We start from the raw sequence: 25885 nt of genomic DNA on the forward strand, positions 1-25885 counted from the left end.
ATTCACATCCTTTTGCGGACTATCCCCTAATGTGCAATTAGTTGTTAACTGTCCCCCAATGTTTTCACTATCAATTCTAAGTTTTTCAAACACTTAATCAATTTTCCATTCCTATCATTATCCTTAATAGCAAGCCTTACATATTGTTTATCTATTCCTCTAAAGTTATCTGCTTTTCTTATAACAAATCCTTGAGCTAGGCATAGTTTATAAAGTGTCTCTGAGTCCAGTCCTTTTAATTTGCATAATACATAATTTCCATAGGTTAAATATACTTTATCTATAAATGAAATATTTTCAAGTGATCTTATAAACCTAGGCCTTTCCGCTCTTATCCACTCTTTGCTTTTTTCAATATAAACGTTATCTTTTAACACATGACGTGCAGCCATTTCTGCAAAACAGTTTATGTTCCAGGGGTTTTGTTTTTCTTTAACTTTTTTTAATAGGTCTACGTTACTACTTATTCCATACCCAAACCTTATACCAGGCATCGCAAAAAATTTGGTTAATGCTCTTATTATAAATAAACATTTGTATGTTTTAACTTTTTCACTGAAACTGTGCTGTGAATCTCCAGTAAATTCTATAAAAGCCTCATCTATTATTATGACTTTGTCGTTACATTCACAATATTCAAGAATTTTTTGAAACTCAGCCTTATTTATGATATTGCCATTGGGGTTATTCGGATTACCTAAAACCACACCTTCTACACTCTGTAATCTATTAAGAATATCCTCATAATCATAGGAAAGCTCAGCATATTCATGCTTTAATAAGGTATTATCATCAATCTTCTCTTTTAAATAAGAATACTCTATACTACAATTCCACTTTTTAGCATCAATTTCGTACTCTACAAAAGATGGCACCACAATTAGTAGATTTTTATGACAAGCTATAACTAAGTCAATTATTTCTGCAGCCCCATTTCCTAAAACAAAATATTCTTTTGGGCAATCAATGTATTCTTTTAATTCTTTCAATACCTCCCTATATTGAATATCTGGATATCTTGTTAAAGCATCTACGGCTTCACTAATGTTATCAGTGAAACTTTTAGGAACCCCTAATGGATTAATATTAGAACTGTAATCTATTAATTCTCGCCCCTCAAGTAATCCATTAGTATAAACATCTCCACCATGTATCATTGAATACCTTCCTTTCTACTTGTAACTCTCATCTACCGTACTTTAGTTACTTATAACTTACGCAGAATTTTAATTTCCCTTATGTGTTTTCCCTACATTCTTAAACTTTTCATTAATTACATCATTAATGTGCTGTATATAAATGTCTTGAACGTCACTATTTTCCCCTAACCCATGCAGATATATTTTAACTTTAAACCCTTTTGCCTCTAAAATACTCTTCCAGGAGTCCTCTGCATCTCCCGCCATGTCATTCTTGGCATGTTCTCCCGCTACGAACAGTAGTGGCATTAAAGTGACTTCGCTAATACTCCGGGTAGTAACATTAGGTATTACTCTTTCCAAAGTTGGATACCCTTCCACGGTTGCTACATGTACATTGTTAAAACCTCTATCCCTTAAAACGCTTTCAAAACAGCAATATACTGCATTTGCAATATGGTTTGTACCATGCCCCATCAAAATTACTGTATCCATTGGTTGCAATTGCTTTGATAGAGCATCCACCATTATTGAGTAATCATCTGGCACGTCTGATTCTTCACCCTTAAAACATAAAAGAGGTCTTCCTATTAAGATATTTTTAAATGCTTTACATTCTTTGTATCTATTAACTACATTATTTATATAATCAAATTCTACTCCAGGAATAACATGCAAAGGCTGAACAATTACCTCATTATATCCTTCGCTTTTTAACTTTTCCAAAGCTTCTTCTGGAGTATCTACATGAATATTACCCCTATTCTTAAGTACTCTAAGAATAATATGCGAAGTAAACGCTCTTCTTATATCATAATCTTCGAAAGTATGTCTTATTTTATCTTCTATTGCATCGATAGTTACTTTTCTTGCATCTTCATGTGTTGTTCCAAAACTTACAATTAAAATTGCCTTCTTCATTTCGTTCATCCACCTTACTAAATATTTTCAGAAATATATCATAACATTTACATATAATGCTTTTTAAAACAAAAAAAATAGTACGCATACGATAGCGACTACTTTTTAATTAATCCATAATTAAATAGTTCTTTCCCTCCGAAAGCTTGTTAACATCATTTAGGCAGGTCTCCTGGCTTTTGATTCTTCCTTTAATTTTCCTCCCTCATTTTTAATTTACGAAGTGGAATTTAAAAGTTTCTCATCAATTACAGTAGCGGGGGCTGCTGCGGATTCAAACCGCATTCCCTTTTCACCTATTTCAAGGCACCTAAAATTATATTCAATTCTCTATTAGTTCTAGTTTATTATACTTAAGCCTTACTGTCAATATTTAGAGTGTAACCTTAGTTTAATAGGGCAAATAGTTAGGGACGGTTAACAACTATTTAAACTATTTATATGCTAACTTAAGATTATGAATATGAATATCATCCCGATTCATAGGCAATAATTCAAATGAAAATCTATGAGGAAGGGTGATTTTAATGCCAAGAAAGGCAAGAGAAAAAACAGATGACTCTATATTTCATATTATGTGCAAAAGTATCAGCGAAATAAATTTATTTAAGGATGATGAGGATAAGAACAAGTATTTATCACTTGTAAAGAAGTATAAATATCTCTATAATTTTAAAATCTACGGTTACTGTCTTATGGATAACCATTCACATTTAATGATTGATGCTAATGGTGCTGATATATCAAAAGTAATGCATGGAATAAATTTTTCTTATGCAATGTATTTTAATAAAAAGTATAAAAGGGAAGGACATCTTTTTAAAGATAGATTTAAGAGTAAAATAGTTAATAATGAACGATATTTGAAGACTTTATCCCTATATATACACAATAATCCTACGGATATAGATGAATATAAAAATTGTCCCGAAAAATATGCTTTTTCTAGTCTAGCCATATTTTTAGGAAAAAGACATGATTCCTTTAAATTAGTTGATTACGGATTTATTATGAGTTCTTTTGGTAATAACCTAAAAAATGCAAGAAAGAATTACTATAATCTTATCTTTCGCTGTAATGGAGAAAAATTAAAACAAGAAATAGAATTTAAAGATGAAAAAGCAGAGTATAAATGTGAACGAAAGATACTTGTAAGGAATTTTAAGCCAGAAGATATAATAGAATTTATAGCGTCAAAGATGAATGTATCAAAGACTAATCTTTATATGAAGTACAGTAGAAAGCTTGTACGGGCAAAAGCCTTAACCGTTGTTCTAATGAGGAGCCTCTGCAATTTTAAATCTAGCGATATATCCAGCACTCTTGGAAACATTACACAGGCTAGAGTATCAAGATTAAGCACTATTGGCATCGAATTAATTGGAACAGAAGAAAAATACGAGAATATTATCATGGATTTTATTAAACGTTATGCTTAGTAATAATTTATTAAGTTTCAATATTATGATTAATTATTTATTTTAACCTATCTATTTATTAAATCTGTTATATTAAATAAAAAAAATAGGATAACAGATGGACATTTGTTTTTAATAAAATATGGACAAGTATCAAAAATATACATTTTACTATGTATAATATAAAAATATCTAAAATTAGTGTTCAATAAATTAAATCAACAATAAAAAGGTACAAGTTTCGATAAATAACTTGTACCTTTTTAGAAGATAAATAATTGTTAACCGTCCCCATTTATTTCATCTACCTTACCTTATTGTTACATCTACCTTATTGTTATATTGTTATATTGCTATAAATAAAATCATAGTTAGAATTTCAACTAATTCATTATTAGCTCCTAAGCTATCTCCCGTAAGTCCCGTAATTTTACTCTCGCAAAACTTATTAAATAGGAAACTTAAAAGTAACGCTGATAGTATCAATATAACACTTTTATTAAATCCTATTAATAAGGTTCCAAATACAATAGTTATAACACCCGAAATTACCACCCTTTTTATGTCAATATTTCCAATAAATATATTACCCGAGCCTGTTTCTTTAGCATTCTTACCAATAAAAGATATAAAGACAACGGTAAATCTTGCAATTATTGGCGTTGCAATTAATATGAGTGGTAAATTCTTTCCTATGATAGTGCAGACCGCTGCATATCGTGCTAACATATCAAATACTATAGCAATAGTTGCATAAGTGCCTACTGTGCTGTCCTTCATAATTTCTATTATTTTATGTTTGTCTCCTTTAAACGAAAAGAAACCATCACAAGTATCTCCAAGTCCATCCACATGTAATCCTCCAGTAATAACTATCGGTATAATAACTACAAATATTGCTGTAATATCTACTGGCAGCACTTTTATTAATATATAATAAGTTATCCACTGGACAATTCCTATAAATAATCCTACCACCGGAAAAAATACAGATCCCCGCCTAAAGTTTTCCTTGTCACAGTTTAAACTTTTATTTATAGGTATCCGTGTGAAGAATTGGAAAAACAGTAAAAAATTATTTAAATATTCTCTCATTTTATTTGCTCGCAAAGACTTGTCCTTGCAAAGCTCACCTCTTTCCTAAATAGTAATGTTTATTTTAATTTTAAAGTTAATCGGCAAGAACTAAATATACCTCAAATCAATTTTCTAACTATGCATTATGAATAATAGCATCAATATATAAATTACCATATTCATATTTTATAATGCTTATATCCCCATTTTTACAACCAAATTTCCAAAACAAATCTATATTTTCATTCATAATATAACAATATATAGCTCTTATGACTCCCGAATGAGCGCATATTAAAATATTATCGCATTCTAGCTTTTTAATATGCTCCATAAAGTTCTTAACTCTTTCACATAGTTTAATATAACTTTCTCCATTCGGAGGTACAAATTCTTTCCAATTATTTTGCCAACAAATACACTGTTGGGGATATGAAACTTTAATTTCCTCGTATGTTTTCCCTTCAAAATCTCCAAAATCAGTTTCATTTATTCTATTATCTTGTATAACTCCAATTTCCTGTTGTCCTAAAACTAGCTTTGCCATTTCTAAAGTTCTTTTTTTATCACTAACATATACTCTATCTAATTTTATGCCATCAAAGAAATCTTTAGCCTTATTGCCTTGAGTTATGCCAATTTCATTTAGACTTATATCCAAATTACCATAATAAGACCCTTTTCTATTTTCTTCAGTCTGGCCATGCCTTAACAAATAAATATTCATAAATTTTCACACCTAAATTTTACCCTACGGTATTCTCCCTTATATCTATATACTTTTTACTATCAAGCGTTGCCTCTTCAAATGTCCCCATATTATCCATAGTGAAAAGCGCCGCCTCAATTATATTAAAAGCAAGAGGACAACCTGACCCTTCCCCCAGTCTCATGTTCAAATTTAGCATAGGTTTTAATCCTATTTCCTTCATTATAAAAGCTGCCCCCGGTTCCGCAGATAAGTGAGATGCAAATATATATTCCTTCACTAATGGGTTTAGTCTATAAGCACATAATGCAGCTGCTGAGGCTATAAATCCATCAATAACAATAGGCACCCTATTCTTCGCAGCTGACAGGAAGCACCCACATAGTCCCGCAATATCAAATCCTCCAACTTTTGAAAGTACATCGATAACATCATTTTTATCTGGTTTATTTACTTCAATAGCTTTCTTAATTACCCTCTTTTTATTAATAAATTGCTCCTGCGTAATTCCTGAACCTTTACCTACTGACACCTCTACTTCAAGTCCTGAAAGAACGCTCAAAATTGCTGCACTTGTGGCAGTATTTCCTACCCCCATTTCCCCGGTGCCAAACAAATCATACCCTTTGCGCGCTAAATCATCAATTGTATCAATTCCAACTTCTATAGCTTTGATTGTTTGTTCCCTAGTCATTGCCGGTCCTTTCATCATGTTCATGGTACCATATGCAATTTTTTTATTTATAATTTTAGGATTGTTAAAGTCTGCATCAACGCCTATATCTACAACTGTAATCTCACTTCCAACAAATTTTGATAAAACATATACACCCGTGATTTTTTTAGTGAAATTATTAGTAACTATAGCCGTTACGTTTTTAGGACAGTTAGACACATCTTCTTCCACCACTCCATTATCACTGCACATTATAACTACATTCTTTTTATTAATTTTGTTATGTATCTCTCCAGTAATTCCTGCCATCTTAGCTATAATATTTTCTATTTCACCAAGACTTCCTATAGGTTTTGATAAACTATCAAGTCTATCCCACGCTTTTTTCATAGCCTCTTTATTTAGTGGTTTAATACGCTGTAATGTGTTGTTTAGCAGTTCCATTTGTTTACCCTCCTGCTTATATAGTTTATTACATAATATTAACACATTTAAACACATCTTCCCCTTTTTTCAAAGGAAAAACTTTTTGGATTTAAATTACAGTTAACAATTAATGTGAATTAGTTGTTAACTGTCCCTTATTAAAGACATAAAAAAACAGGGATAACGAACGAGGCCGCTGAAAAAAGCACTCTTTATTTAGTAGAGTTTTCAAGCTTGAATAGAAAAAGCATGAGATATTCATATTTTGGATATCTCATGCTTTTTATTTTATAATTAAGTTTTAAAAGCCCTATTTCATGCTTTTCAACTTAATTATTCTCTTTAGATTCACAGTGAAGATTGATAATGCACCTTGCATTTGCATACTAATTAAGCCTGACGATATTGCTACATCATAGCTATGTTGGTGCTTAAGTTCACTGTTTTTAGCCTCTATCATATAACGTTCCCTAGCTCGTTTTTTAAAATATTCACTTTTTTCGAACTCTATTTGATCTTTGTGAGTATTTGACTTTATTGAAACTGAATAAGTTTTAGATTTAGCGCCTTCTTTATAACACCCATCTTTATGAACACAATTTTTACACTTTTCTACATTAAAATAGTAGGTTAGCACTTGATTTTTACCAACATTCTTCTTTCCCTGTTTTGCTTTTTTAATAGCCATATGACCTGCCGGACATACAAATAAACCAGCATCTTTATTAAACTCAAATTCATCTTCTTTTTTTCGCATTCCTTGTGAAATTACAGGATTTAGTCTTGAAATTAATGCAATTTTATTTTCTTTTGTATATTCTAGGTTTTTCTTTTCAGAATAAGCTGTATCTCCAATTACTTCATTTACATCTATACCAGCCTCACGGCTTTTTTCTATTAAGGTTATGAGCTCCTTTCCATCACTTTTTTCGCCAGTTGTAATAACAGCTGCTGTAATTAAACGTTCTTCACTCATAGCAAGGTGTGATTTATATCCAAAAAAAGAACTATCCTCAGTTTTATGCCCCACTTTTGCATCCTCATCTTTTGATATTTTTAGATTTTCTAAGTCATCATTAATAGCTTCAATTAAGTAGTTTAATTTAGTTTTCACAGCTGGATTTGCTGCAGTTTCTGGCTTCTCGTTTATGGTATCAATTAATAATTTGCAGTACTCAAGAATATCTTCAAGTACTCCAGTTGTAACTTTATTAGGTAACTCTTCTTTAATACCAGGATGTACTCCGTACAATGTTTTTCTTAAGTTTTTTGCACGTTTCAATAATTCCTCGCTTGCTGACTTTTGGTTATAACGTGACTTGGTATGCGTAGCATCAACTATTATTGCTTTACTTTTTAAAACTCCCTCTTTTATAGCAAGTTCTACAGTCTTGTTTATTAATAAATCCAATAAATTCATGTCTTTAAGGCGAAGCTTTCTAAATTTAGTTAGTGTACTTGAGTTTATTAAATTTGTTTCTTCTGGGGCTAAATTTAGAAAATATTTAAAGGACATGTCATAAAGAGTTCTTTCAACAACATCTTCATCAGACAATTCATATATTACTTTCAAAAGTAAATATTTAAATAGCATTATGGGGTTAATAGCACCTCTACCCATAGATGAACTATAGTTAATCATCAATTCGTCATAAACAAATGAAAAGTCAACAAGGTCATTAATTTGCTTTAAAATGTTATCTTTCGGAATAATTAACGAATATAAGCCATGGTATGTATTTATTTTTATTTCCAATTGTCCTTTTAGCATAATAGTTTAGCCCCTTTTATTTTATTCTACTATACTAATTCGACATATCTTTTAAAATTCCTTTTTGTTTTTTAATCTTTTATATAAAAAATCGCCATCTTTAATTAGATGACGATTTTTCATATAGTTTTTCAGTGGCCTATAACGAACGTCCCTGTTTTTTTATGTCTTTAATAGATATCATTATCATCTATAACTGGTAAATTGTCTAAATTATTGGATTTATCTTGATCAGGTAGACTTTTTAAAAATTCTTCACCTTTTTTTGAAGTTGAGACAGATACTCCACTTATATTTCCTTGTTTTGCAAGCAGCACTGCTTGTTCTTTTGAAACTATTTCTCCATTTTCAAGTTCGTATGCTGTAATTTCTCCTTGATTGTCTTTCGCTACTCTACTAATAACATGAGCTGAGATTTCGTTTTTATTCAAAATAACACTACCTTTCTTAATACATATAAACATGTATCTCTTATTGGTAGATACTTAAACAACATTATATATACTTTTAAATTAAGTATCGCCATATACAGTTTTACCAATTATATAAATTTTATGAAAAATATTAATATATTTATTTATCTATAACACTAAGAGATTATTGCAAGTTATTCGCATTTGGGTGTATACTATTTGTTGCTACTATTTTTGTGCACATATTATTATTGCCTTTTGCATAGTTAATTTTGTAATAATTAATAGTTGTTAACTGAAAGAATTAGTGAGGAGGATTTACATGATTAACATAAAAAATTTATGTTTTACATATACAAATTCAAAGCCATATATACTAGATAAGGTTAATCTTAAAATTGAAAAAGGTAGCTACGTCTCAATACTAGGTGAAAATGGTAGTGCCAAGAGTACTTTAGTTAAATTAATATTGAACTTATTAAAACCTAATAGTGGTCAAATTATTATATTTACTTCTAAAATCGCATATGTAGCGCAAAAAGTTGAAAATTTTAATGCGCAGTTTCCTATAACAGTTTATGAGATGCTAAATTGCCACAGGAAAGTCTTAAAGCTTAAAGATAAAAGTTTAATTTTAAAAAGTCTACAAGCTGTAGGTATGGAAAGTCATACTCATACGCTTATTGGAAATCTTTCTGGAGGTCAGCAACAAAAAATCTTTATTGCTAGAAGTTTAATTGGTGACCCTGAGCTATTAATTTTAGATGAGCCTTCTACTGGTGTAGACATTCAAAGTATGGAAGATATATATAGAATTATTAAAGGCTTAAATAAAAACCTAGGTATTACAGTTGTTTCTGTAGAACATAATTTAAAAGCTGCATTAGATAATTCAACTGATATTTTTGAAATGGGTAATGGTAGCGGAATACTTTATAATATACATAATTATAAAAATAAATTAAATGAAGAAAGGGGGTAACATTACTTTATGTTTGAATATGGTTTTATGCAAAATGCTTTAATTGCATCAGTTTTAATTTCTATTTTGTTCCCAATTGTAGGGGTTTTTCTTGTATTAAAAAGGTATTCCATGATGGGAGATACTATGTCGCACGCCTCCTTCGCTGGGGTGGCTATTGGCTTAGTTCTTGGATATAACCCCATAATTTGTGCTTTTGTTTTTACAGCTCTATGCGGTTTATCTATTGAATTTTTAAGAGATTATTATAAAAAATACGCAGAATTGATTTTGGCAATTTTACTTACATTTAGTGTAGGTGTTGGTATAACTTTAGTAAGTACTGGTAAAGCAGGTGCCAATGTTAATTCTTATTTATTTGGAAGCATTCTGACTGTTACAAAAAATGATTTATACATAATGCTTGTACTTAGTATTATTTCTATAGTAACTCTACTTTCTTTATATAATCAATTATTATATATTACCTTCGATGAAGAGGGTGCTAAGGTTTCTGGTGTAAAAGTTAAGGTGATTAACTATGTTTTTGCGCTACTCGTAGGAGCTACTATTTCAGCATCGCTAAGAATACTTGGAATACTTGTTATGTCCTCTATGATAGCGTTACCTGTAGCAACATCACTGCAACTCAATAAAGGTTTTAAGCATACCCTACTTTACTCAATAATGTTCGGATTTATTGACATAATTTTAGGACTTCTTATATCTTACTACATAAACTGTGCCCCTGGGGGAACTATAGCTCTGACTTCTGTCTTTGTCTTAGTACTTGTAATTGGCAGCAAAAAAGCATTGTCTAAAGTTTAATTGTCACCTGTTCAGCCGTTCATCATATTCGATGCTGTAATACTAAATAGCAGTCGAAAATTTAGATAAAGTGGAGGAATTTATTATGATACAAGCTATAAATTCAAGAAAATCCATAAGAAATTATAAAGATAAAAAAATGTCCGTGGAACATTTACAAAAGATTAAAACTATTATAAATGATGCTAAACCTTTGTTTGACAATATACCTATGGAAACATTACTAATTGAAGATGGTGAAAAAATTACGGATACATTTAAAGGTCTTATTTCCAAATATACAAAAGTTAAAGCTCCGCATTATTTAGCCTTTACTTCCGAAATTAAGGAAGGTCATTTAGAGAATATAGGCTTCATTGGTGAGGAAATAGTTCTTAGGCTAACAGAGCTTGGCATTGGAACTTGTTGGTTAGGAAGTGCTATTAAACAGGAGTTGTTTAAATCAATATTCAAAGTAAAAGATAAACAAAGTTATATAATTTTAGTTGCTTTTGGGTACCCAACTTCTCAATTAAAACCAGTTGTAAATAGAAAGAGATTTGATAAAAGCAAACTAGTTACTGGTGCTTATGAAAATCAGTATAAAACTATAATACAATCACTTATTGATGCCCCCTCTGCAATTAACTCTCAACCTTGGAAATTATCAATTAACAATAATAAATTTGACTTATATCTAGATAACAGAAATATTTTAACTAAAAAGATGCTTAAAGACACCAACCGTATAGATATGGGCATAGGGCTTAGTCACTTATATAATTCGGCAATTGAACTAGGCTATAAGGTGGACCTCAAGCAAAGTTATCATGAAGTAGGCAACTCCCTTTATATTCTTAGTGCCATATTAAATAAATCTTAATTAATATATTGACGTTTGCAAGTTGTAAACATATATTACTCACAAGTTCACTCTACAGGAGTTATTGAGTTAAATTAAATTTTTAATAGATATTTCTTAAAATTAAAAGCAACAGTAGACAATACCCATATCTCCTGTTGCTTTTACTGTTTTATAATAAACTCAATGTACCTTAATCCACCTTATTACATCCACAATTACTTCTTCCTTGTTGGTTTCATTAAGCATCTCATGTCTTCCATTCTTATAAAGTTTATAAGTTAAATCCTTGATTCCATGTCCTTTATAAGTCTTAACCAGTTTTAGAACACCCTTTCCATTCTTTCCTACAGGATCTTTATCCCCCGAGAAAATATAAATGGGTAAATCTTTAGGAATATTTTTAATTTCCTTGTCATCAGCTATATCCTTTAGTCCACCTAAAAAATCATAGAAAAATCCCGTTGTAAAAACCGTCCCACAGAATGGATTGTCTATATATTTATCTACTTGTTTGTTATCCCTACTTAACCAATCAAATGCTGTTCTATTTGGTTTAAAAGAATTGTTATACCTTCCAAAAGATAATTTATCTAATTTCTTACTTTCCCCAATTCTTCCACTTTTCTTAATCTCTCTTTTTGCTATAAGTCTTGCTATATCTATAATAATTCCCTGCTTGCCGCAGGATCCTGAAATAATTGCCCCCTTTAATCCACTTCCATATAAACAAACATATCTTTGTGTTAAGAAAGATCCCATACTATGCCCAAATAAAAATATAGGTAAATTAGGATTTTCTTCTTTAATTATCTCACTTAGTTCATGCATATTTTCAACCATTGAATTAAATCCATCCTCACCTAATTCTCCTAGTTTTCGGACTTCCCCTGCGGTTTTTCCATGCCCTCTATGGTCATTAGCATAAACAATGAGTCCATCATTTGTTAGTGCACTTGCAAAATTTTCGTACCTTGCTGCCGTCTCTGCCATTCCATGAGCTATCTGAACTACCCCCTTAATTTGTACGTTCACATCAGGTAGCCATTTATATACAAATATCTCTAAGTCACCCTTATCTTTAAACTTAAAATTTTCTACTATCATAACTTCATCCCCTATTTATATTTCGAAATGACATTAAGTCATCTCCTACGGAGCTGCAATATTAGCAACTTCAGAAGGAGATTTATACTCCCACTGAAGTTTTCTCTTTGTTATAGTATTGAACTCCCCCTTATATAAGCGGAAGACTTTCCTTCTAAAATATCGTTAAACACAAAAAGCTACACTAATTAATCCATTATTTAACAGATTGGTTAGTGTAGCTCTCATTTTTTTTAGCAATATTTCATATTTCACATTTACTCTCATATAAATTATATCACTAAACTATATATTTGCAAAGTAATATTATTTAAATAATTAATTAATATTGCATTAAAGTATCTTTTTTAACATATTACCATTTATTTCTCGAGAACCTCATAGTCAACCTCTATATATTTATCTTTATCGTAGAATTTCTCTGATTGCCCATAAACCCGCACTTTTGTTTCCACAGCGTTTTCAGCAATATATTGTGCAGTATTTAAAGCTACATCAATAGTTTTATCTATTGCAACAGCAGTTACTGCTGCTGTTATTTTCACAGCTTTATCAATCCCTTTAGAAGCTATCGTAGCATACCCCTTAGTGTTTATGGCTAATTTTTCATTTCCTGAAATTTCGGCTATAGATGAAATAACATTACCCGTTAGTTTAACACTATATCCCGCGGTATTTCCAACTAATTTTCCAAACCCATATATTATTTTTCCTGCCATCGTCATAATTATCACCATACCTATATTTATATACACTTATTATACCATATTATCAAAAAATTATTATTAGTGAACTTTTTAACTGTTCTTTAAATCAATTTACTCTCATCTGTATAAATCTTCTAAGGTATTGTATAATGGGTAATGTTATACAATATAAAGATATAGGAGTGAAAATATATGACAAAAACTATATTTAAAGGCAGTGCAATGTTAAACCCTGTTCCCGTAGTATTAATCACCTCAAAAAATAAAGAGGGAATAACAAATGTTTTTACAGTAGGATGGATAGGAATGGCTTGTACTAAACCACCAATGATAACTGTAGCCATAAGACCCGACAGACTTTCTTATGAATATATAAAAGAAAGTGGTGACTTTGTAGTAAATCTACCTAATTCTAGCATGGTTCGCGAAGTTGATTATTGCGGGGTACGCTCTGGTAAGCAAATAGATAAAATTCACGAAATGAACTTCACTATTGAAAATGGCAAGGATGTCATAGCGCCTCTAATTTCTGAATGCTCAATAGCTTTAGAGTGCAAAGTTAAAAGCATCACACCTTTAGGTACCCATGATTTATTTTTAGCCGAAATTGTAAATACTCATGTAGATAATAACTTAATAGATAATCTTGGAAAAATTCATTTTGAAAAAGCAGATCTAATTACATATTCTCATGGTGAATATTTCAGTGTTAATTCTAACGCTTTAGGGAAATTTGGTTATTCAGTTCAGAAAAAAAACAATAAATCTCATTCAAAAAATAAAAAGAAAGCCTGATCGCTCAGGCTTTCCTTTATATTGATTTATTTTCACAGTCCTTATTCATTTTTAACATATCAGCTATGGCTGCTATACTGCCTAAACTTGACAATGTTTCATTTGGAAGTATAAGTTTATTAGCTGGATTTTTTGCCATTTCTTTAAGAGCATCTATCTGTTTTAATGCTATTACCGTTTCATTTGTACCTGACTCTATAATAGCTGTATTTATTTTTCTTATTGCATCTGCTTCTGCAATTGCAATAGTCTCTATAGCACGAGCTTTACCCTCTGCTTCAAGAAGTTGAGATTCCTTCATTCCTTCTGCATGTCTAATATTTGCTTGTTTTTCAGCCTCTGCATTTAATATTTGAGCTTGCTTATGTCCTTCAGCTTTTTCAATTAGACTTTGTTTTTCACCTTCTGCTGTAAGAATAAATGCTCTCTTATCTCTCTCTGCTCTCATTTGTTTTTCCATAGCCTGTTGAATTTCAGCCGGTGGAATTATATTTTTAATTTCTACAGATAATATTTTTATTCCATAAGCATCCGTGATTTCATCGATTATTTCAAGAAGCTTAGAATTTATTCTATCTCTTCCTGATAATACTTCATCTAAAGTCAAATCTCCCACGATATTTCTCATATTAGTTATAGTTGAGTAAACTATACCTGATTTATAATCCTCAATATTGTAGACCGCGTCCCTTGAGTTAATAACCTTATAAAATATAACATTATCAATCGATATATTAACATTATCCTTAGTTATAACATTCTGTGGTTGTATGTCTAATATTTGCTGCTTAGTAGAAATCCTTCTTCTAACAAAATCTGCAAATACAATTGTAAAATGCCAGCCTGGTTCTAGTATCCTATGAAACTGACCAAATCTTTCTACTAAATACACAGATCCAGTATTAACAATCTTAATCGATGATAAAATCATTATAACTATTACAAATAATATAAACAAGCCTATAACTGTTCCTATTCCCATTACAAATTCCCCCTTATATTTTAATATATCTTATACTTTAGTTATTAGTAATTTATTCCCTTCTATACCGATAACCTGAACTGATTCACCTTTTTTCAAAGGTTTTCCAACATTTTTTACAGTCCAATAAATCCCTTGAAACTTAATGTTTGCTTTTTCATCAATATCTTTTGTTATTGTAAATTCTTTCCCAACATACCCTTCCTCCATAGTTAAAGTTTTTTTCACAGTTTTTTTTATAGTTTTCTTGACTATAGGATAACCCACAGCCATAACCACTGCACTAACTGCTACAAAAACAATTACTTGAACAATTATTGATGCACTTAGCCCAATAGCAATTATTGCCGCCATTGCACCTACAGCAAACCATATAAACATAAAACTACTAGTTGTAATATCAATAACTAATGCTGCTAATGCTACAACTATCCAAAATATCATCGGCGTCCAGTTCATGTTGTACCCCCTTACGAATATCACTTAATATTATACACTCTTCTCCCCTACGTATTACTAACTTCTATCTTAATTATACATCTTCTGTGCATTTTATAATACAATTTTATTATGTTACTACTATAATTATATATTTTATGTTTTATATATTAAACTTAATAAAGTTTAATTTTAGTGCATTATACATCTTCTTATCGTCTTAGACTTCTTCTTTCGCATATCTGCTCTCATTCTCTTCACAATTGAAATTGTCACAATAGCAAGGGACAGTTAGTAACTATTAAAAAGGCAATAAAAAATAATGGTAAAATAATCATTAACCGTCCCTACTAATCTAGCTAATATGATATAATTTCAGTAAATATTTATTATTTAAGTCAGTTTTACATATACTATATTTGAAAAACTAAAGAAAGGTCGTGAATTAGTTTGGAAACTTCTTTTATAAAGGTTTCTGTTGCTTGTCCAATTGTAAATGTGGCAGATATAGAATTTAACTTAATCAACATAAAAAACTGCATTAATCAGGCTTATGATGAGAAATCAAAATTCATAGTTTTCCCAGAACTTTGCATAACAGCTTACACATGTGCTGATTTATTTTTACAACATCAACTAATTGAAAAATCTGAAAAGGCAATTGAATCTCTATGTGAGTTTTCTAAAAATAAAGAAATCCTAATTGCTGTAGGGTCTCCTTTATACTATAACAATTCTCTATATAATTGTGCTTATATAATATTTAACGGTAAACTTTTAGGAATAGTACCAAAAAGCTATATTCCAAATTACTCTGAGTTTTATGAAAAAAGATGGTTTACTGAAGGTCTTGGCCTCATAAGCAAAACTGTAAATCTTTCTTTTGCAAAAGGCATCCCTTTTGGGACAAATTTATTATTTACAAGTGGCAATATTAAATTCGGATTTGAGATTTGTGAAGATCTTTGGGTAACCATTCCTCCAAGTAGCTATTTAGCTCTTCAAGGTGCGAATATAATTTCTAATCTATCTGCATCAAATGAATTAGTTAGCAAAGCTGATTATAGAAAATCCTTAGTTTCATCCCAGAGCGCAAGATGTATGTGTTCTTATTTATATGCATCCTCTGGTGTTTTTGAATCCTCTACAGATTTACTTTTCAGTGGCCATCTTTTAATTAGCGAAAATGGTTTAGTTTTAAAAGAAAATAATAGATTTCAAAGAGAAAATGAAATTGTTACTTCAATTATTGATATAGATAAATTAAACAGTGAAAGATTAAAGAATACCAGTTTTAGAAATAGTATTTCTATATGCCCTTTTGAAGCATGTGAAATTCCCTTTGAATTTAGGAATGTAGATTTTGGCGTTTTTGATAGAAATATCGATAAGCATCCTTTCGTTCCTTCTAATTTATATAAACGTGAAATACGTTGCAAGGAAATATTTAATATTCAATCCTCAGCCCTTGCTAAAAGATTCTCTTATACTGGTCTTAACAAGGCTATTATTGGGATTTCTGGTGGGCTTGATTCAACTTTAGCATTACTCGTTATAGTTAAAACCTTCGACCTTTTAAAAATACCCAGAAAAAATATTATCACTATAACTATGCCTGGTTTTGGAACTACAGATAGGACTTATATGAATGCAATAAACCTATGTAAAAATTTAGGAACAGAACTCAGAGAAATTAATATAGTAGATGCATGTCTGATGCATTTTAAAGACATAGATCATCCAGTGGAAAAACATGATATAACTTATGAAAATGTTCAAGCGAGAGAAAGAACTCAAATTCTTATGGATGTTGCAAATAAGGAAGGTGGACTCTTAATAGGTACTGGAGATTTATCAGAACTCGCCTTAGGTTGGTGCACATATAATGGTGATCATATGTCTATGTATTCCGTAAACTGCTCAATCCCTAAGACTTTGGTGAGATATTTAGTTAAATATGTAGCAGATAAAGAAGCTTCAAAGGAAGTAACAGACATTCTTTTAGATATCCTTAACACTCCTATAAGTCCTGAACTTCTACCCAAAGATAAGAACGGTCAAATAACTCAAAAAACTGAAGACATAGTAGGACCATATGAACTACACGACTTTTTCCTTTATTATTTTATGAAACAAGGTACTTCGCCAAGTAAAATATTATTTTTAGCTAAAGAAGCTTTCAAAGCTGATTACTGCGAAAAAGATATACGCAAATGGTTAGATAAATTTATAAAAAGATTCTTTACTCAACAATTTAAGCGTTCAGCTCTGCCCGACGGTCCAAAAGTAGGAACTATAAGTGTATCCCCAAGGGGAGATCTTAGAATGCCGTCAGATGCTAGTTTTAATTCTTTCCTTTAGACTTTTGAAAAAAGTGCATATACTTTGTGAAGTTTCTATAATAAACTTTACAAAATATGTGTACTTTTTTATTTATAAATATCTACAATTAACCCTGAAATTTCATCAATAGTATTTGCAATATCAAGATTTTCTTTTTCTTGATTCAACAACATTTGCGTAAGTTCCTCTAGTTTAGTGTCTACGGTATCCACCGTTATGAAATATTGTGTTTGCCAAAAACTAATATCCTTTTTAAGCTCATACATGTGTTTCAAAACAGAATCCAAGTATTCTCTAATTAAATTTTTATATGCCTTCACATCTGAAAAGCATTTTGTAATACTTAACCTATTTCCTTTCTTTTTTATTACATCCATCATATCTCTTAGTTGCTGCTCTGAGTTTTGCTGTCTAGCAAAACTAAAATTTTGAGAAAAATCTTTTTTACTAGACACAGTTTTTTTATCAGGTGTAATAGGTGATTTTCTTCTAGCTCTTGATATTTCCATAATTTTCTCCATCTCCTATTTATCAATATTAATTATTATAAAAATCATCACGTCTGCTTATATTCTTATATATATTATATCTAACTTTCCGAAATAAAATATACACAAATAAAAATTAATTCCTACCACTTATAAGAAGCTAATTCTTTTTGCTTATACAATTGCCAATTTTTTTTTATAATAGTATACTTATATGGTAAATATTATAGATTAAAAGTATAGTTTCATACTTTTAAGGGCATTTCTATTGATATGATCAAAAATTAAATAGTATAGTCGGAAAACAATAATTAACAATTTCCATATTTAAGTATTAAAAGTGCTTATTTGAATGAAAAGTTATATTTGAATTAATTACGGGCATGACAAAAAGACTTTTTTATACACTATTAAAAAAAGCCGTAGGCTGGTTATTGAATTGAAATTTATTTTAAATTACGCAGCTATATTTTTAAGAGTTGGGAAAATATCAGCAAGGGCTATTAATTTTTCTGATGCCCAAGCATCTATGAAACAGCAAAATGCACCAAGAAATACCCTTGTTATTCTATACCCAACAGAATAAATAATTGCATCTTCAGCATGAAAATTATTATTTATTCTATCCCAACACCTTTCAGTAGTTGAACGTCTTTTATAAAGAGATTTCCATTGTTTTGAACCTCTTAATATTGGAGTAAAATACCTTGGGTTATCTAATGTTTTAGTGTAATAAGATTTATTGCTTTTCATAGGACATTTTTCACAGTTTTCACATTGAACTGGGAATAACCATTTATGTCTATATTGTTTAGTAATAATTCCCCAATTACGAAGCTGATGTCCACAAACAGTTCCGTGTGGAATAGCATTCTTATCAAGTTTAACAAATTCACTATTTGATGATGGTTTTGAAGAACGTGAATTTAAATCAATAATAGGATTTATTCCATAATGCATGCATAAAAGATAAAAAGCATTAGCATCATAAGCAGAATCTAAGGCTACAGAATGAAATTTAATTTCAGGATATAAATCTACAAGTTCTTTAAGTGCATAAACTCCAGTAACAGCATCATGGCGTGCCGCGCTAACAAATTTAATATGGATAGGTAGGCTGTAAAAGCTATCACAGGCAGTAAATCCATGATAGGTATGACCATAGTAATAATGTTCATTAAAGCTATCCCAACCCCAGCTAGCACTGGGGTCGGTAAACTTTCGATAACAGTCACAATGTTCTCCTGGTTTAAGTTTGCAATCACAAACTTTTTTACCGTAAGGCGAAGCCTGTGTTGGCATACAGGTTCCGTCGCCAGCAATATTTAGTTTAGAAGGATCGCCCAAAATACCCATTGATAAAGAAGGAATAACAAATAATTCTTTAAGTATGTTGTTCATTTTGGATTCGCTTCTGTCAAGGAGCTTTAAATTATCAAATTTTAAGATTCTTTTAACTAAACGGTCAACTACACCAGATTTGGAGTTATTCATCTTTTGGTTTTTCTTTTGCTTTTTACGTGGTTTACGTTTAATTTTACGCAGTTTGGATTTATTAAGGATCTTATCCTTATGAATCAGCCTATCCATAAAATCATAAAAAGTACCTACACCAGGAAGTCGGTCAACATGTATGCCTTCGGCTTTAGAGTCTGAATAGCAAGCGGGTATAAAACCAGATAAAATTGAATAGAAAGGGTCTGAACGTAATGTTTTTACCCAAGAGGATATACTAGTTTCTTTACAATAAGCCATGATAATAAGTGACCTGAGTAATGCTGCCGCATCTTTTGGCGGAGCTCCTTGATTAGATTTAGAATAAGTACTTTCTATTAGAGGGACAATTCCGGTTAGGTCGGTAGACCATATTTTAGTTATTTGTGAACTACGCTCAAACAAAGTGATTTGTTGATTGGTTTGAATATAGAATTTTTCTAAAAATGTTTCAAGAAAATATTGATATTGGGAATGAGAAACCTTAACAGTTAACATAAAAACACTCCTCGCAAATGAAATAATGTAAAAAATATACATATTTAATTTTGCGAATTTTTACTAGCTGTCAAGTCTTATTTCACAATGTTTAAGTAAAAAAAATAAAAAATAATACGAATAGCTTAAATTTTCTAGGTTATTCGTACAATATGAGGCACCACGAATTTTTGAGGTGAAGTTGATTTTTGAGCAAAATGAATCAAGAGTTAGCAGTGCCTTAAGAGTTTCCGAGAGTGCACATTAAACTATTTGAGGTGAGAAAAACGAAAAGATTACTCAATATGTTTTGGACTTTTTTTAAAATAGGAGCTTTTACTTTTGGTGGAGGTTATGCAATGATACCGCTCATTGAGACTGAAGTTGTAAGTAAAAAACAATGGCTTTCAAAAGAAGATTTCATGGATATAATTGTTGTTTCCCAAACCTTTCCTGGAGCTTTAGCGGTTAATAGTAGTATATTTATCGGTTATAGAATTAACGGCCTAATTGGCGCTATCATCGGACTTCTAGGTGTGATTTTACCTTCATTTTTCATAATATTATGCATTGCAGTTTTCTTTATGCAATTTAGAGATTATTATTATGTTGATTTAGTTTTCAAAGGCATTTCTGCTGCAGTACCAGTTCTTATACTCATAGCTGTAGTAAGCTTATCCAAATCCTTAAAGAAGAGCTATGTAAACCTTGTTATAATCTTAATTTCTATGGTAAGTATACTATTTTTTAATGTACACCCTGTTATAGTTATACTTTTATCTGGTTTATACGGGATTATATTTCTTGGAAAGAAGGTGAAGTAAATGTCTATTTTAATTAAAATTTACCTATCGTTCTTTAAAATAGGTGCCTTTAGCTTTGGTGGAGGCTATGCTATGCTTCCACTTATCGAAAGAGAAATTGTATCCACTAATAATTGGATTACCTTTAAAGAGTTTGTTGATATTATTGGTATATCACAAATGACTCCGGGACCCATAGCCATAAATTCAGCTACTTTTGTAGGTTATAAAGTTTCTGGAGTACTCGGTGCTATTTCTGCAACCCTAGGCGTAGTTTCATTTTCTTTTATCTTAGTTTCCATAGCTAATCACTATATTTCAAAATTTAAGGAATCCTATATAATGAAGGCTGCACTATCCGGTATGAGGCCTGCACTAATTGGCCTTATAATCTCTGTATTCTTATCAATGGGAATGGAATCATATAAAGATATTAAAAGTATAATAATTGGAATTATAGTTTTAGGAATATTATTAACCAATAAACTCCATCCAATTTTAGTAATAATAATTTCAGGAATATTAGGCATTGTATTTTATTTTTAATAAATTATAAGGTAACAACAAATACTATACACGAGGTGATATTCATGTTTTTTAACAAAACTATAGAGGAAGTTCTAAAAGAATTAGGCTCCAATCCAATAACAGGACTTTCTCAAAAAGAAACAGACCTAAAAAGAGAAAAATTCGGACTAAATCAGTTAGAAACTAAAAAGCCTAAAACCCTAATATCTATGTTTTTTTCCCAATTAAATGATATTTTAATTTATATTTTAATTGCAGCTGCTGTAATTTCTGCCCTCCTTGGTGAAATAAGTGATGCAGTTATAATTGCTATTGTAATTGTTATTAATGCTACAGTCGGAATTATTCAAGAGTCAAAAGCTGAAAAAGCTCTTGATGCACTAAAAAAATTATCTACGCCTAAGGCTGTAGTTAGACGCGATGGACAGTTAAAAGAAATTCCATCTAACGAAGTTGTACCTGGTGATATCATTATTATTGACGCTGGAAGATATGTGCCTTGCGATTTACGGCTTATTGAAACTGCAAATTTAAAAATTGAAGAATCTACACTTACAGGAGAATCTGTGCCAGTAGATAAAGATGCCTCCATAGTCTTAACTGGTGATGATATTCCACTCGGCGATCAAAAGAATATGCTCTTCATGTCTACACTCGCAACTTACGGTAGAGGTATAGGCATTGCCGTATCTACTGGAATGAATACTCAGCTAGGTAAAATCGCTAAAATGTTAGATGAGAAAGTAGATGACCAGACACCCTTTCAAAAAAAACTGGCTGAACTTGGCAAATACCTAGGAATAGGTGCGTTACTTATATGTGCTCTTATGTTTATAGTAGGCATTCTTCAAAAAAGAGATCTTTTTGAAATGTTACTTACGTCTATTAGTTTAGCAGTAGCTGCGATACCTGAGGGTCTTCCTGCAATAGTCACTATAGTACTTGCTATGGGAGTTCAAAAAATGATAAAAAAGAATGCAATTGTACGTAAATTACCCGCAGTTGAAACCTTAGGTTCAGTAAATATTATATGTTCAGACAAGACAGGAACATTAACTCAAAACAAAATGACTGTAACAAAATTCTATGCAGATGGCCTCTTAGGTAATATAGCCAATTTAAACATTAAGGACAATGAGCATAAGCTCTTACTTGAAAATCTTATTTTATGTAATGATGCTACGTACTCTGAGGATTCAAAGACAGGTGACCCCACTGAAATTGCTTTACTAGTAGCTGGGGTAACTTACAATATATTTAAAGACCATTTAGAAAAAACCCATAGAAGAATTGCTGAGATTCCTTTTGAATCAGATAGAAAATTAATGACTACTGTAAATAAATATGATAATGAATATTATGTAATGACAAAAGGGGCTATTGATAATCTCTTAAAACTATGTACTAAAGCCTGTATTAAAGGCAATATAATAGAAATTACTCCAGTCATAAAAAAAGAAATATTAGATGTATCTAATAAAATGTCTGATGATGCTTTAAGAGTTCTAGGCGCAGCTTATAAAATCCTTCCAACATCCCATGTGGATATTGATTCTTTAGAAAGTGATTTAATACTTATTGGCCTGGTAGGTATGATAGATCCACCTAGACTGGAAGTTAAGGATTCTATTTCTGTATGCACGAAATCCGGAATAAAAACCGTAATGATAACCGGCGACCACCAAAACACAGCTTTTGCTATAGCGAAAGACCTTAATATTACTAAAGATCCTCTAGCCGTTATGTCTGGCTCTGAGCTTGATAAACTTTCAGATGATGAACTAAATAGTAAAATTGATAATATAAGGGTATTCGCAAGAGTGTCTCCAGAGCATAAAGTAAAAATTATAAATGCTCTTAAATCCAAAGGAAACATTGTATCAATGACTGGTGATGGAGTAAATGACGCGCCATCCCTGAAAATGGCAGATATAGGTGTAGCCATGGGTATAACAGGTACTGATGTAGCTAAAGGTGCTGCTGACATGATATTAATAGACGATAACTTTTCAACTATTGTTTCCGCTATAAAGGAAGGAAGAAATATCTTCACGAATATTAAGAAAACTGTAGTATTTCTTATTTCCTGTAATGTTGGAGAAATTATTGCTTTATTTCTTGCAATACTTTTAGGTTGGGCATCGCCACTTAGACCTATCCATATATTGTGGGTTAACTTAATTACAGATACGCTTCCAGCTTTAGCTTTAGGTGTCGATCCTGGTGACCCCGACGTAATGAAGTATAAACCACGCAATCAAAAATACGGTTTATTTAAAGGTTCAACATTAAGTTTACTTCTTAACGGATTGTTAATCGGTTTAGTAACTTTAGCAGCCTTTATAATAGGTGCAAAATATTATAGTGGCACAACTAATTTATTCCCACTATTCCCTAAAAACATTTCACAAGATGCTTTAAAGCATGCACAAACTATGGCCTTTGTAGTACTTAGTGTCTCTCAGCTTGTTCATTCTTTAAATATGAGAAATGATAAAAAATCCATATTCCAAATAGGTTTATTTTCAAACAAATATTTAATTGCAGCTATAGTTTTAGGTATACTGCTACAAGATTTGATAATAACTATTCCACCTCTAGCAAATGCTTTTAGTGTTCATGCTTTAAGTTTAGCAGATTGGGGTATCGTTACTATTTTAGCCTTAATACCATTACTTTTTAATGAAATTGTAAAGATATTTAAACGTAGTTCATCTAAAATATAACAGTAAAAGGCTGATGAGTTAACTCATCAGCCTTTTACTGTTATAAACCTATCTAATTATTTTAATCTAGTACCTTCTTCATCTTGATGGATTAGCCCATTTTTCATAAGGCCTCCTAATGCTCTCTTAAATGCATTTTTGCTAGTTTTAAAAACTTTCTTTATATCATCTGGAGAACTTTTATCATTGTATGGCATAAAGCCATCACTTTTATCTAAGTATTCTATTATTTGCTCCTCAACTACATCTCTTTCTTCTAGTCTTGGTTTTCTTGCTGTTACATCCATTTTGCCATCTTCATAATATTTTTTTACTCGTACACTTAATCTATCTCCTGGTATTATACTCATATAATTCTCATTTCTTAGAATAACCGCTCTATAAATATCATCAATAGCTATCATTACGGTACCATTAGTCTGGATTCCGTATACTGTTCCTTCCACTTCCTCATCAATATCATATGAATCTGTATCGTATAAATATTTATCAATAAAAGTAGTGGCCGCTATTCTTCCAGTCTTATCTAGATATATATAAAAAAGATATTTTTTGCCTGTTTCTAATTTGTAATTTTCCTCCTTAAAAGGAACTAATACGTCTCTTTCTAAACCAATTCCTACAAAACTTCCTATTGCAGTCATATCAATTACTTTAAGGTAGGCTAGATCACCAACCTTTGCAAGAGGTTTTTTTAAAGTCGAAATTAACCTATCACTTGAGTCCCTATAAACGAAGGCTTCAACTTCATCATCAATATTAAGTGCTCTACCTAAAGTACTTTTCATTGGCAATAATATATCATCACTAGTGTTTTCAGTCTCTGCGCCCAAATAGTACCCAAATTCTGCTCGCCTAACTACTTTTAAATTATTAAATTCTCCTATTTTTATCATTTATTATCTCCTACCTTTTTTAAACTTTTGACCAATCTATATATTTATTAAATTTATCAACATATTGTACTAAATATTTTCTATAAACATGTATTTATATTTCTGCTCATCTGTCACCTTTTCTATTCCATTTAATATTATCATTTTTCGCGCTCTATAACAATCTAAATTAAGGTATGGTCATTTATTTGTTTTGTATTATATTTCATTGAAAGCTCTACATAATGCTGAGCTGATTTTTTTAATCCTTCCTTTTCCTCTGTAGTTAGTTCGCGAATGACCTTTACCGGCACTCCCATACAAAGAACCCCTGAGGGTATTTTCTTTCCTTGAGTAACTAAGCTACCAGCGCCGATTATAGTATACTCCCCTATTTCTGCTCCATTTAGTATAGTACTTCCCATTCCAATTAAAGTATAACTTGAAATTTTACAACCATGTATTATGGCATTATGTCCTATAGTTACATACTCTCCAATATTAACCGGAAATTCATCATCATTATGTACTGTACAATTGTCTTGAATATTTGTATAAGAACCTATAGACATGGAATTCATATCGCCTCTTAATACAGCTCCAAACCAAATACTACTGTACTCTCCTATAGACACATTTCCTATAACATCTGCACTGCAAGCAATATAAGAATGTTTATGTACATTAGGTATTTTTCCATCAAATTGATGTATCATAATTTCATCATCACCTCTTCCAAAATAATAAATACGTAAGTTTATTTCTACATATAATAAACTTTTAGGTCTATTATTTTACATAATAATAAACTTTTAAGTCTATTATTTTACATAATAATAAACTTTTAGGTTTATTATTTTACATAATAATAAACTTTTAGGTTTATTATTTTACATAATAATAAACTTTTAGGTCTATTATTTTACATAATAATAAACTTTT

The 25885-nt window shown here is 30.8% G+C and carries 24 protein-coding genes and 1 riboswitch; of the genes, 9 read left to right on the plus strand and 15 right to left on the minus strand.

All coding sequences use genetic code 11. The annotated features are described in order from the left end of the window. Positions 1-44: 44 nt before the first annotated feature. On the minus strand, positions 45-1157 hold the full coding sequence (locus tag ACWJJT_RS07455) for a pyridoxal phosphate-dependent aminotransferase (protein WP_462956564.1): 1113 nt from the start codon (positions 1155-1157) through the stop codon (positions 45-47). A 69-nt stretch (positions 1158-1226) separates the two neighbouring features. After that, complete coding sequence (locus tag ACWJJT_RS07460; RefSeq protein WP_462956565.1) at positions 1227-2060, minus strand: sirohydrochlorin cobaltochelatase; 834 nt, start codon at positions 2058-2060, stop codon at positions 1227-1229. A gap of 145 nt (positions 2061-2205) precedes the next feature. Beyond that, positions 2206-2390: riboswitch (cobalamin riboswitch) on the minus strand. A 197-nt stretch (positions 2391-2587) separates the two neighbouring features. Here ACWJJT_RS07460 and ACWJJT_RS07465 point away from each other — a divergent pair. Next, complete coding sequence (locus ACWJJT_RS07465; RefSeq protein ID WP_462956566.1) at positions 2588-3499, plus strand: transposase; 912 nt, start codon at positions 2588-2590, stop codon at positions 3497-3499. A 324-nt stretch (positions 3500-3823) separates the two neighbouring features. Here the strand turns inward: ACWJJT_RS07465 and cobS are convergent, their stop codons facing one another. The 5 genes from cobS to ACWJJT_RS07490 all read right to left on the minus strand — a co-directional run bounded on the left by cobS (position 3824) and on the right by ACWJJT_RS07490 (position 8568). Further along, positions 3824-4573, minus strand: coding sequence for an adenosylcobinamide-GDP ribazoletransferase (gene cobS / locus ACWJJT_RS07470; protein ID WP_462956567.1), 750 nt, complete (start codon positions 4571-4573; stop codon positions 3824-3826). A gap of 118 nt (positions 4574-4691) precedes the next feature. Then, on the minus strand, positions 4692-5282 hold the full coding sequence (cobC, locus tag ACWJJT_RS07475) for an alpha-ribazole phosphatase (protein WP_462956568.1): 591 nt from the start codon (positions 5280-5282) through the stop codon (positions 4692-4694). A 19-nt stretch (positions 5283-5301) separates the two neighbouring features. Continuing rightward, positions 5302-6384 (minus strand): nicotinate-nucleotide--dimethylbenzimidazole phosphoribosyltransferase, encoded by a 1083-nt coding sequence (cobT, locus tag ACWJJT_RS07480; RefSeq protein WP_462956569.1) that lies wholly within the window; start codon positions 6382-6384, stop codon positions 5302-5304. A gap of 292 nt (positions 6385-6676) precedes the next feature. Further along, positions 6677-8137, minus strand: a complete 1461-nt coding sequence (locus ACWJJT_RS07485) for an IS1182 family transposase (RefSeq protein ID WP_462956465.1) — start codon at positions 8135-8137, stop codon at positions 6677-6679. Between the two features lie 170 nt (positions 8138-8307). Further along, the gene (locus ACWJJT_RS07490; RefSeq protein WP_253198210.1) at positions 8308-8568 is read right to left on the minus strand and encodes a DUF3892 domain-containing protein; all 261 of its coding nucleotides are present in this window, start codon (positions 8566-8568) and stop codon (positions 8308-8310) included. A 304-nt stretch (positions 8569-8872) separates the two neighbouring features. Here ACWJJT_RS07490 and ACWJJT_RS07495 point away from each other — a divergent pair, with 304 nt between their 5' ends. The 3 genes from ACWJJT_RS07495 (at position 8873) to ACWJJT_RS07505 (ending at position 11201) form a co-directional block, all read left to right on the plus strand. Continuing rightward, positions 8873-9532 carry a metal ABC transporter ATP-binding protein gene (locus tag ACWJJT_RS07495; RefSeq protein ID WP_220286420.1) on the plus strand — a complete coding sequence of 220 codons (660 nt, stop codon included), beginning with the start codon at positions 8873-8875 and terminating at the stop codon, positions 9530-9532. A 9-nt stretch (positions 9533-9541) separates the two neighbouring features. Continuing rightward, complete coding sequence (locus tag ACWJJT_RS07500; protein ID WP_462956570.1) at positions 9542-10339, plus strand: metal ABC transporter permease; 798 nt, start codon at positions 9542-9544, stop codon at positions 10337-10339. A gap of 85 nt (positions 10340-10424) precedes the next feature. Continuing rightward, positions 10425-11201 (plus strand): nitroreductase family protein, encoded by a 777-nt coding sequence (locus tag ACWJJT_RS07505; protein ID WP_462956571.1) that lies wholly within the window; start codon positions 10425-10427, stop codon positions 11199-11201. 162 nt (positions 11202-11363) lie between these two features. Here ACWJJT_RS07505 and ACWJJT_RS07510 read toward each other — a convergent pair whose 3' ends face one another. Further along, complete coding sequence (locus ACWJJT_RS07510; RefSeq protein WP_462956572.1) at positions 11364-12287, minus strand: alpha/beta hydrolase; 924 nt, start codon at positions 12285-12287, stop codon at positions 11364-11366. Between the two features lie 362 nt (positions 12288-12649). Continuing rightward, positions 12650-13006, minus strand: coding sequence for a hypothetical protein (locus ACWJJT_RS07515; protein ID WP_462956573.1), 357 nt, complete (start codon positions 13004-13006; stop codon positions 12650-12652). 180 nt (positions 13007-13186) lie between these two features. On the opposite strand from ACWJJT_RS07515, the gene ACWJJT_RS07520 reads away from it, so the two are divergent. Continuing rightward, positions 13187-13789, plus strand: a complete 603-nt coding sequence (locus ACWJJT_RS07520; RefSeq protein ID WP_462956574.1) for a flavin reductase family protein — start codon at positions 13187-13189, stop codon at positions 13787-13789. 16 nt (positions 13790-13805) lie between these two features. On the opposite strand, the gene ACWJJT_RS07525 is transcribed toward ACWJJT_RS07520, so the two are convergent. Further along, complete coding sequence (locus tag ACWJJT_RS07525) at positions 13806-14771, minus strand: SPFH domain-containing protein (protein WP_462956575.1); 966 nt, start codon at positions 14769-14771, stop codon at positions 13806-13808. A gap of 30 nt (positions 14772-14801) precedes the next feature. After that, a complete protein-coding gene (locus tag ACWJJT_RS07530) occupies positions 14802-15230 on the minus strand; it encodes an NfeD family protein (protein WP_462956576.1) in 429 nt (142 codons plus the stop codon). 429 nt (positions 15231-15659) lie between these two features. Between ACWJJT_RS07530 and ACWJJT_RS07535 the strand changes: the two genes are divergently transcribed. Further along, on the plus strand, positions 15660-17570 hold the full coding sequence (locus ACWJJT_RS07535) for an NAD(+) synthase (RefSeq protein ID WP_462956577.1): 1911 nt from the start codon (positions 15660-15662) through the stop codon (positions 17568-17570). A gap of 68 nt (positions 17571-17638) precedes the next feature. Here ACWJJT_RS07535 and ACWJJT_RS07540 read toward each other — a convergent pair whose 3' ends face one another. Both ACWJJT_RS07540 and ACWJJT_RS07545 read right to left on the minus strand, forming a co-directional pair. Beyond that, complete coding sequence (locus tag ACWJJT_RS07540; RefSeq protein WP_462956578.1) at positions 17639-18061, minus strand: YaaR family protein; 423 nt, start codon at positions 18059-18061, stop codon at positions 17639-17641. Positions 18062-18496: 435 nt separating this feature from the next. Beyond that, positions 18497-20032, minus strand: coding sequence for a transposase (locus ACWJJT_RS07545; RefSeq protein ID WP_462954445.1), 1536 nt, complete (start codon positions 20030-20032; stop codon positions 18497-18499). A 284-nt stretch (positions 20033-20316) separates the two neighbouring features. On the opposite strand from ACWJJT_RS07545, the gene ACWJJT_RS07550 reads away from it, so the two are divergent. Genes ACWJJT_RS07550 through ACWJJT_RS07560 form a run of 3 tightly spaced genes read left to right on the plus strand, consistent with a single transcriptional unit; the run spans position 20317 to position 24068 of the window. After that, positions 20317-20835, plus strand: coding sequence for a chromate transporter (locus ACWJJT_RS07550; protein ID WP_462956579.1), 519 nt, complete (start codon positions 20317-20319; stop codon positions 20833-20835). Continuing rightward, positions 20836-21360 carry a chromate transporter gene (locus ACWJJT_RS07555; protein ID WP_462956580.1) on the plus strand — a complete coding sequence of 175 codons (525 nt, stop codon included), beginning with the start codon at positions 20836-20838 and terminating at the stop codon, positions 21358-21360. Positions 21361-21404: 44 nt separating this feature from the next. Beyond that, on the plus strand, positions 21405-24068 hold the full coding sequence (locus ACWJJT_RS07560) for a cation-translocating P-type ATPase (protein ID WP_462956581.1): 2664 nt from the start codon (positions 21405-21407) through the stop codon (positions 24066-24068). 56 nt (positions 24069-24124) lie between these two features. Here ACWJJT_RS07560 and ACWJJT_RS07565 read toward each other — a convergent pair whose 3' ends face one another. Then, positions 24125-24964, minus strand: coding sequence for a CvfB family protein (locus ACWJJT_RS07565; protein WP_462956582.1), 840 nt, complete (start codon positions 24962-24964; stop codon positions 24125-24127). Positions 24965-25128: 164 nt separating this feature from the next. Beyond that, the gene (locus ACWJJT_RS07570; RefSeq protein WP_462956583.1) at positions 25129-25659 is read right to left on the minus strand and encodes a gamma carbonic anhydrase family protein; all 531 of its coding nucleotides are present in this window, start codon (positions 25657-25659) and stop codon (positions 25129-25131) included. Positions 25660-25885: the final 226 nt, after the last annotated feature.

The sequence above is a fragment of the Clostridium sp. CM041 genome, from assembly GCF_055081035.1.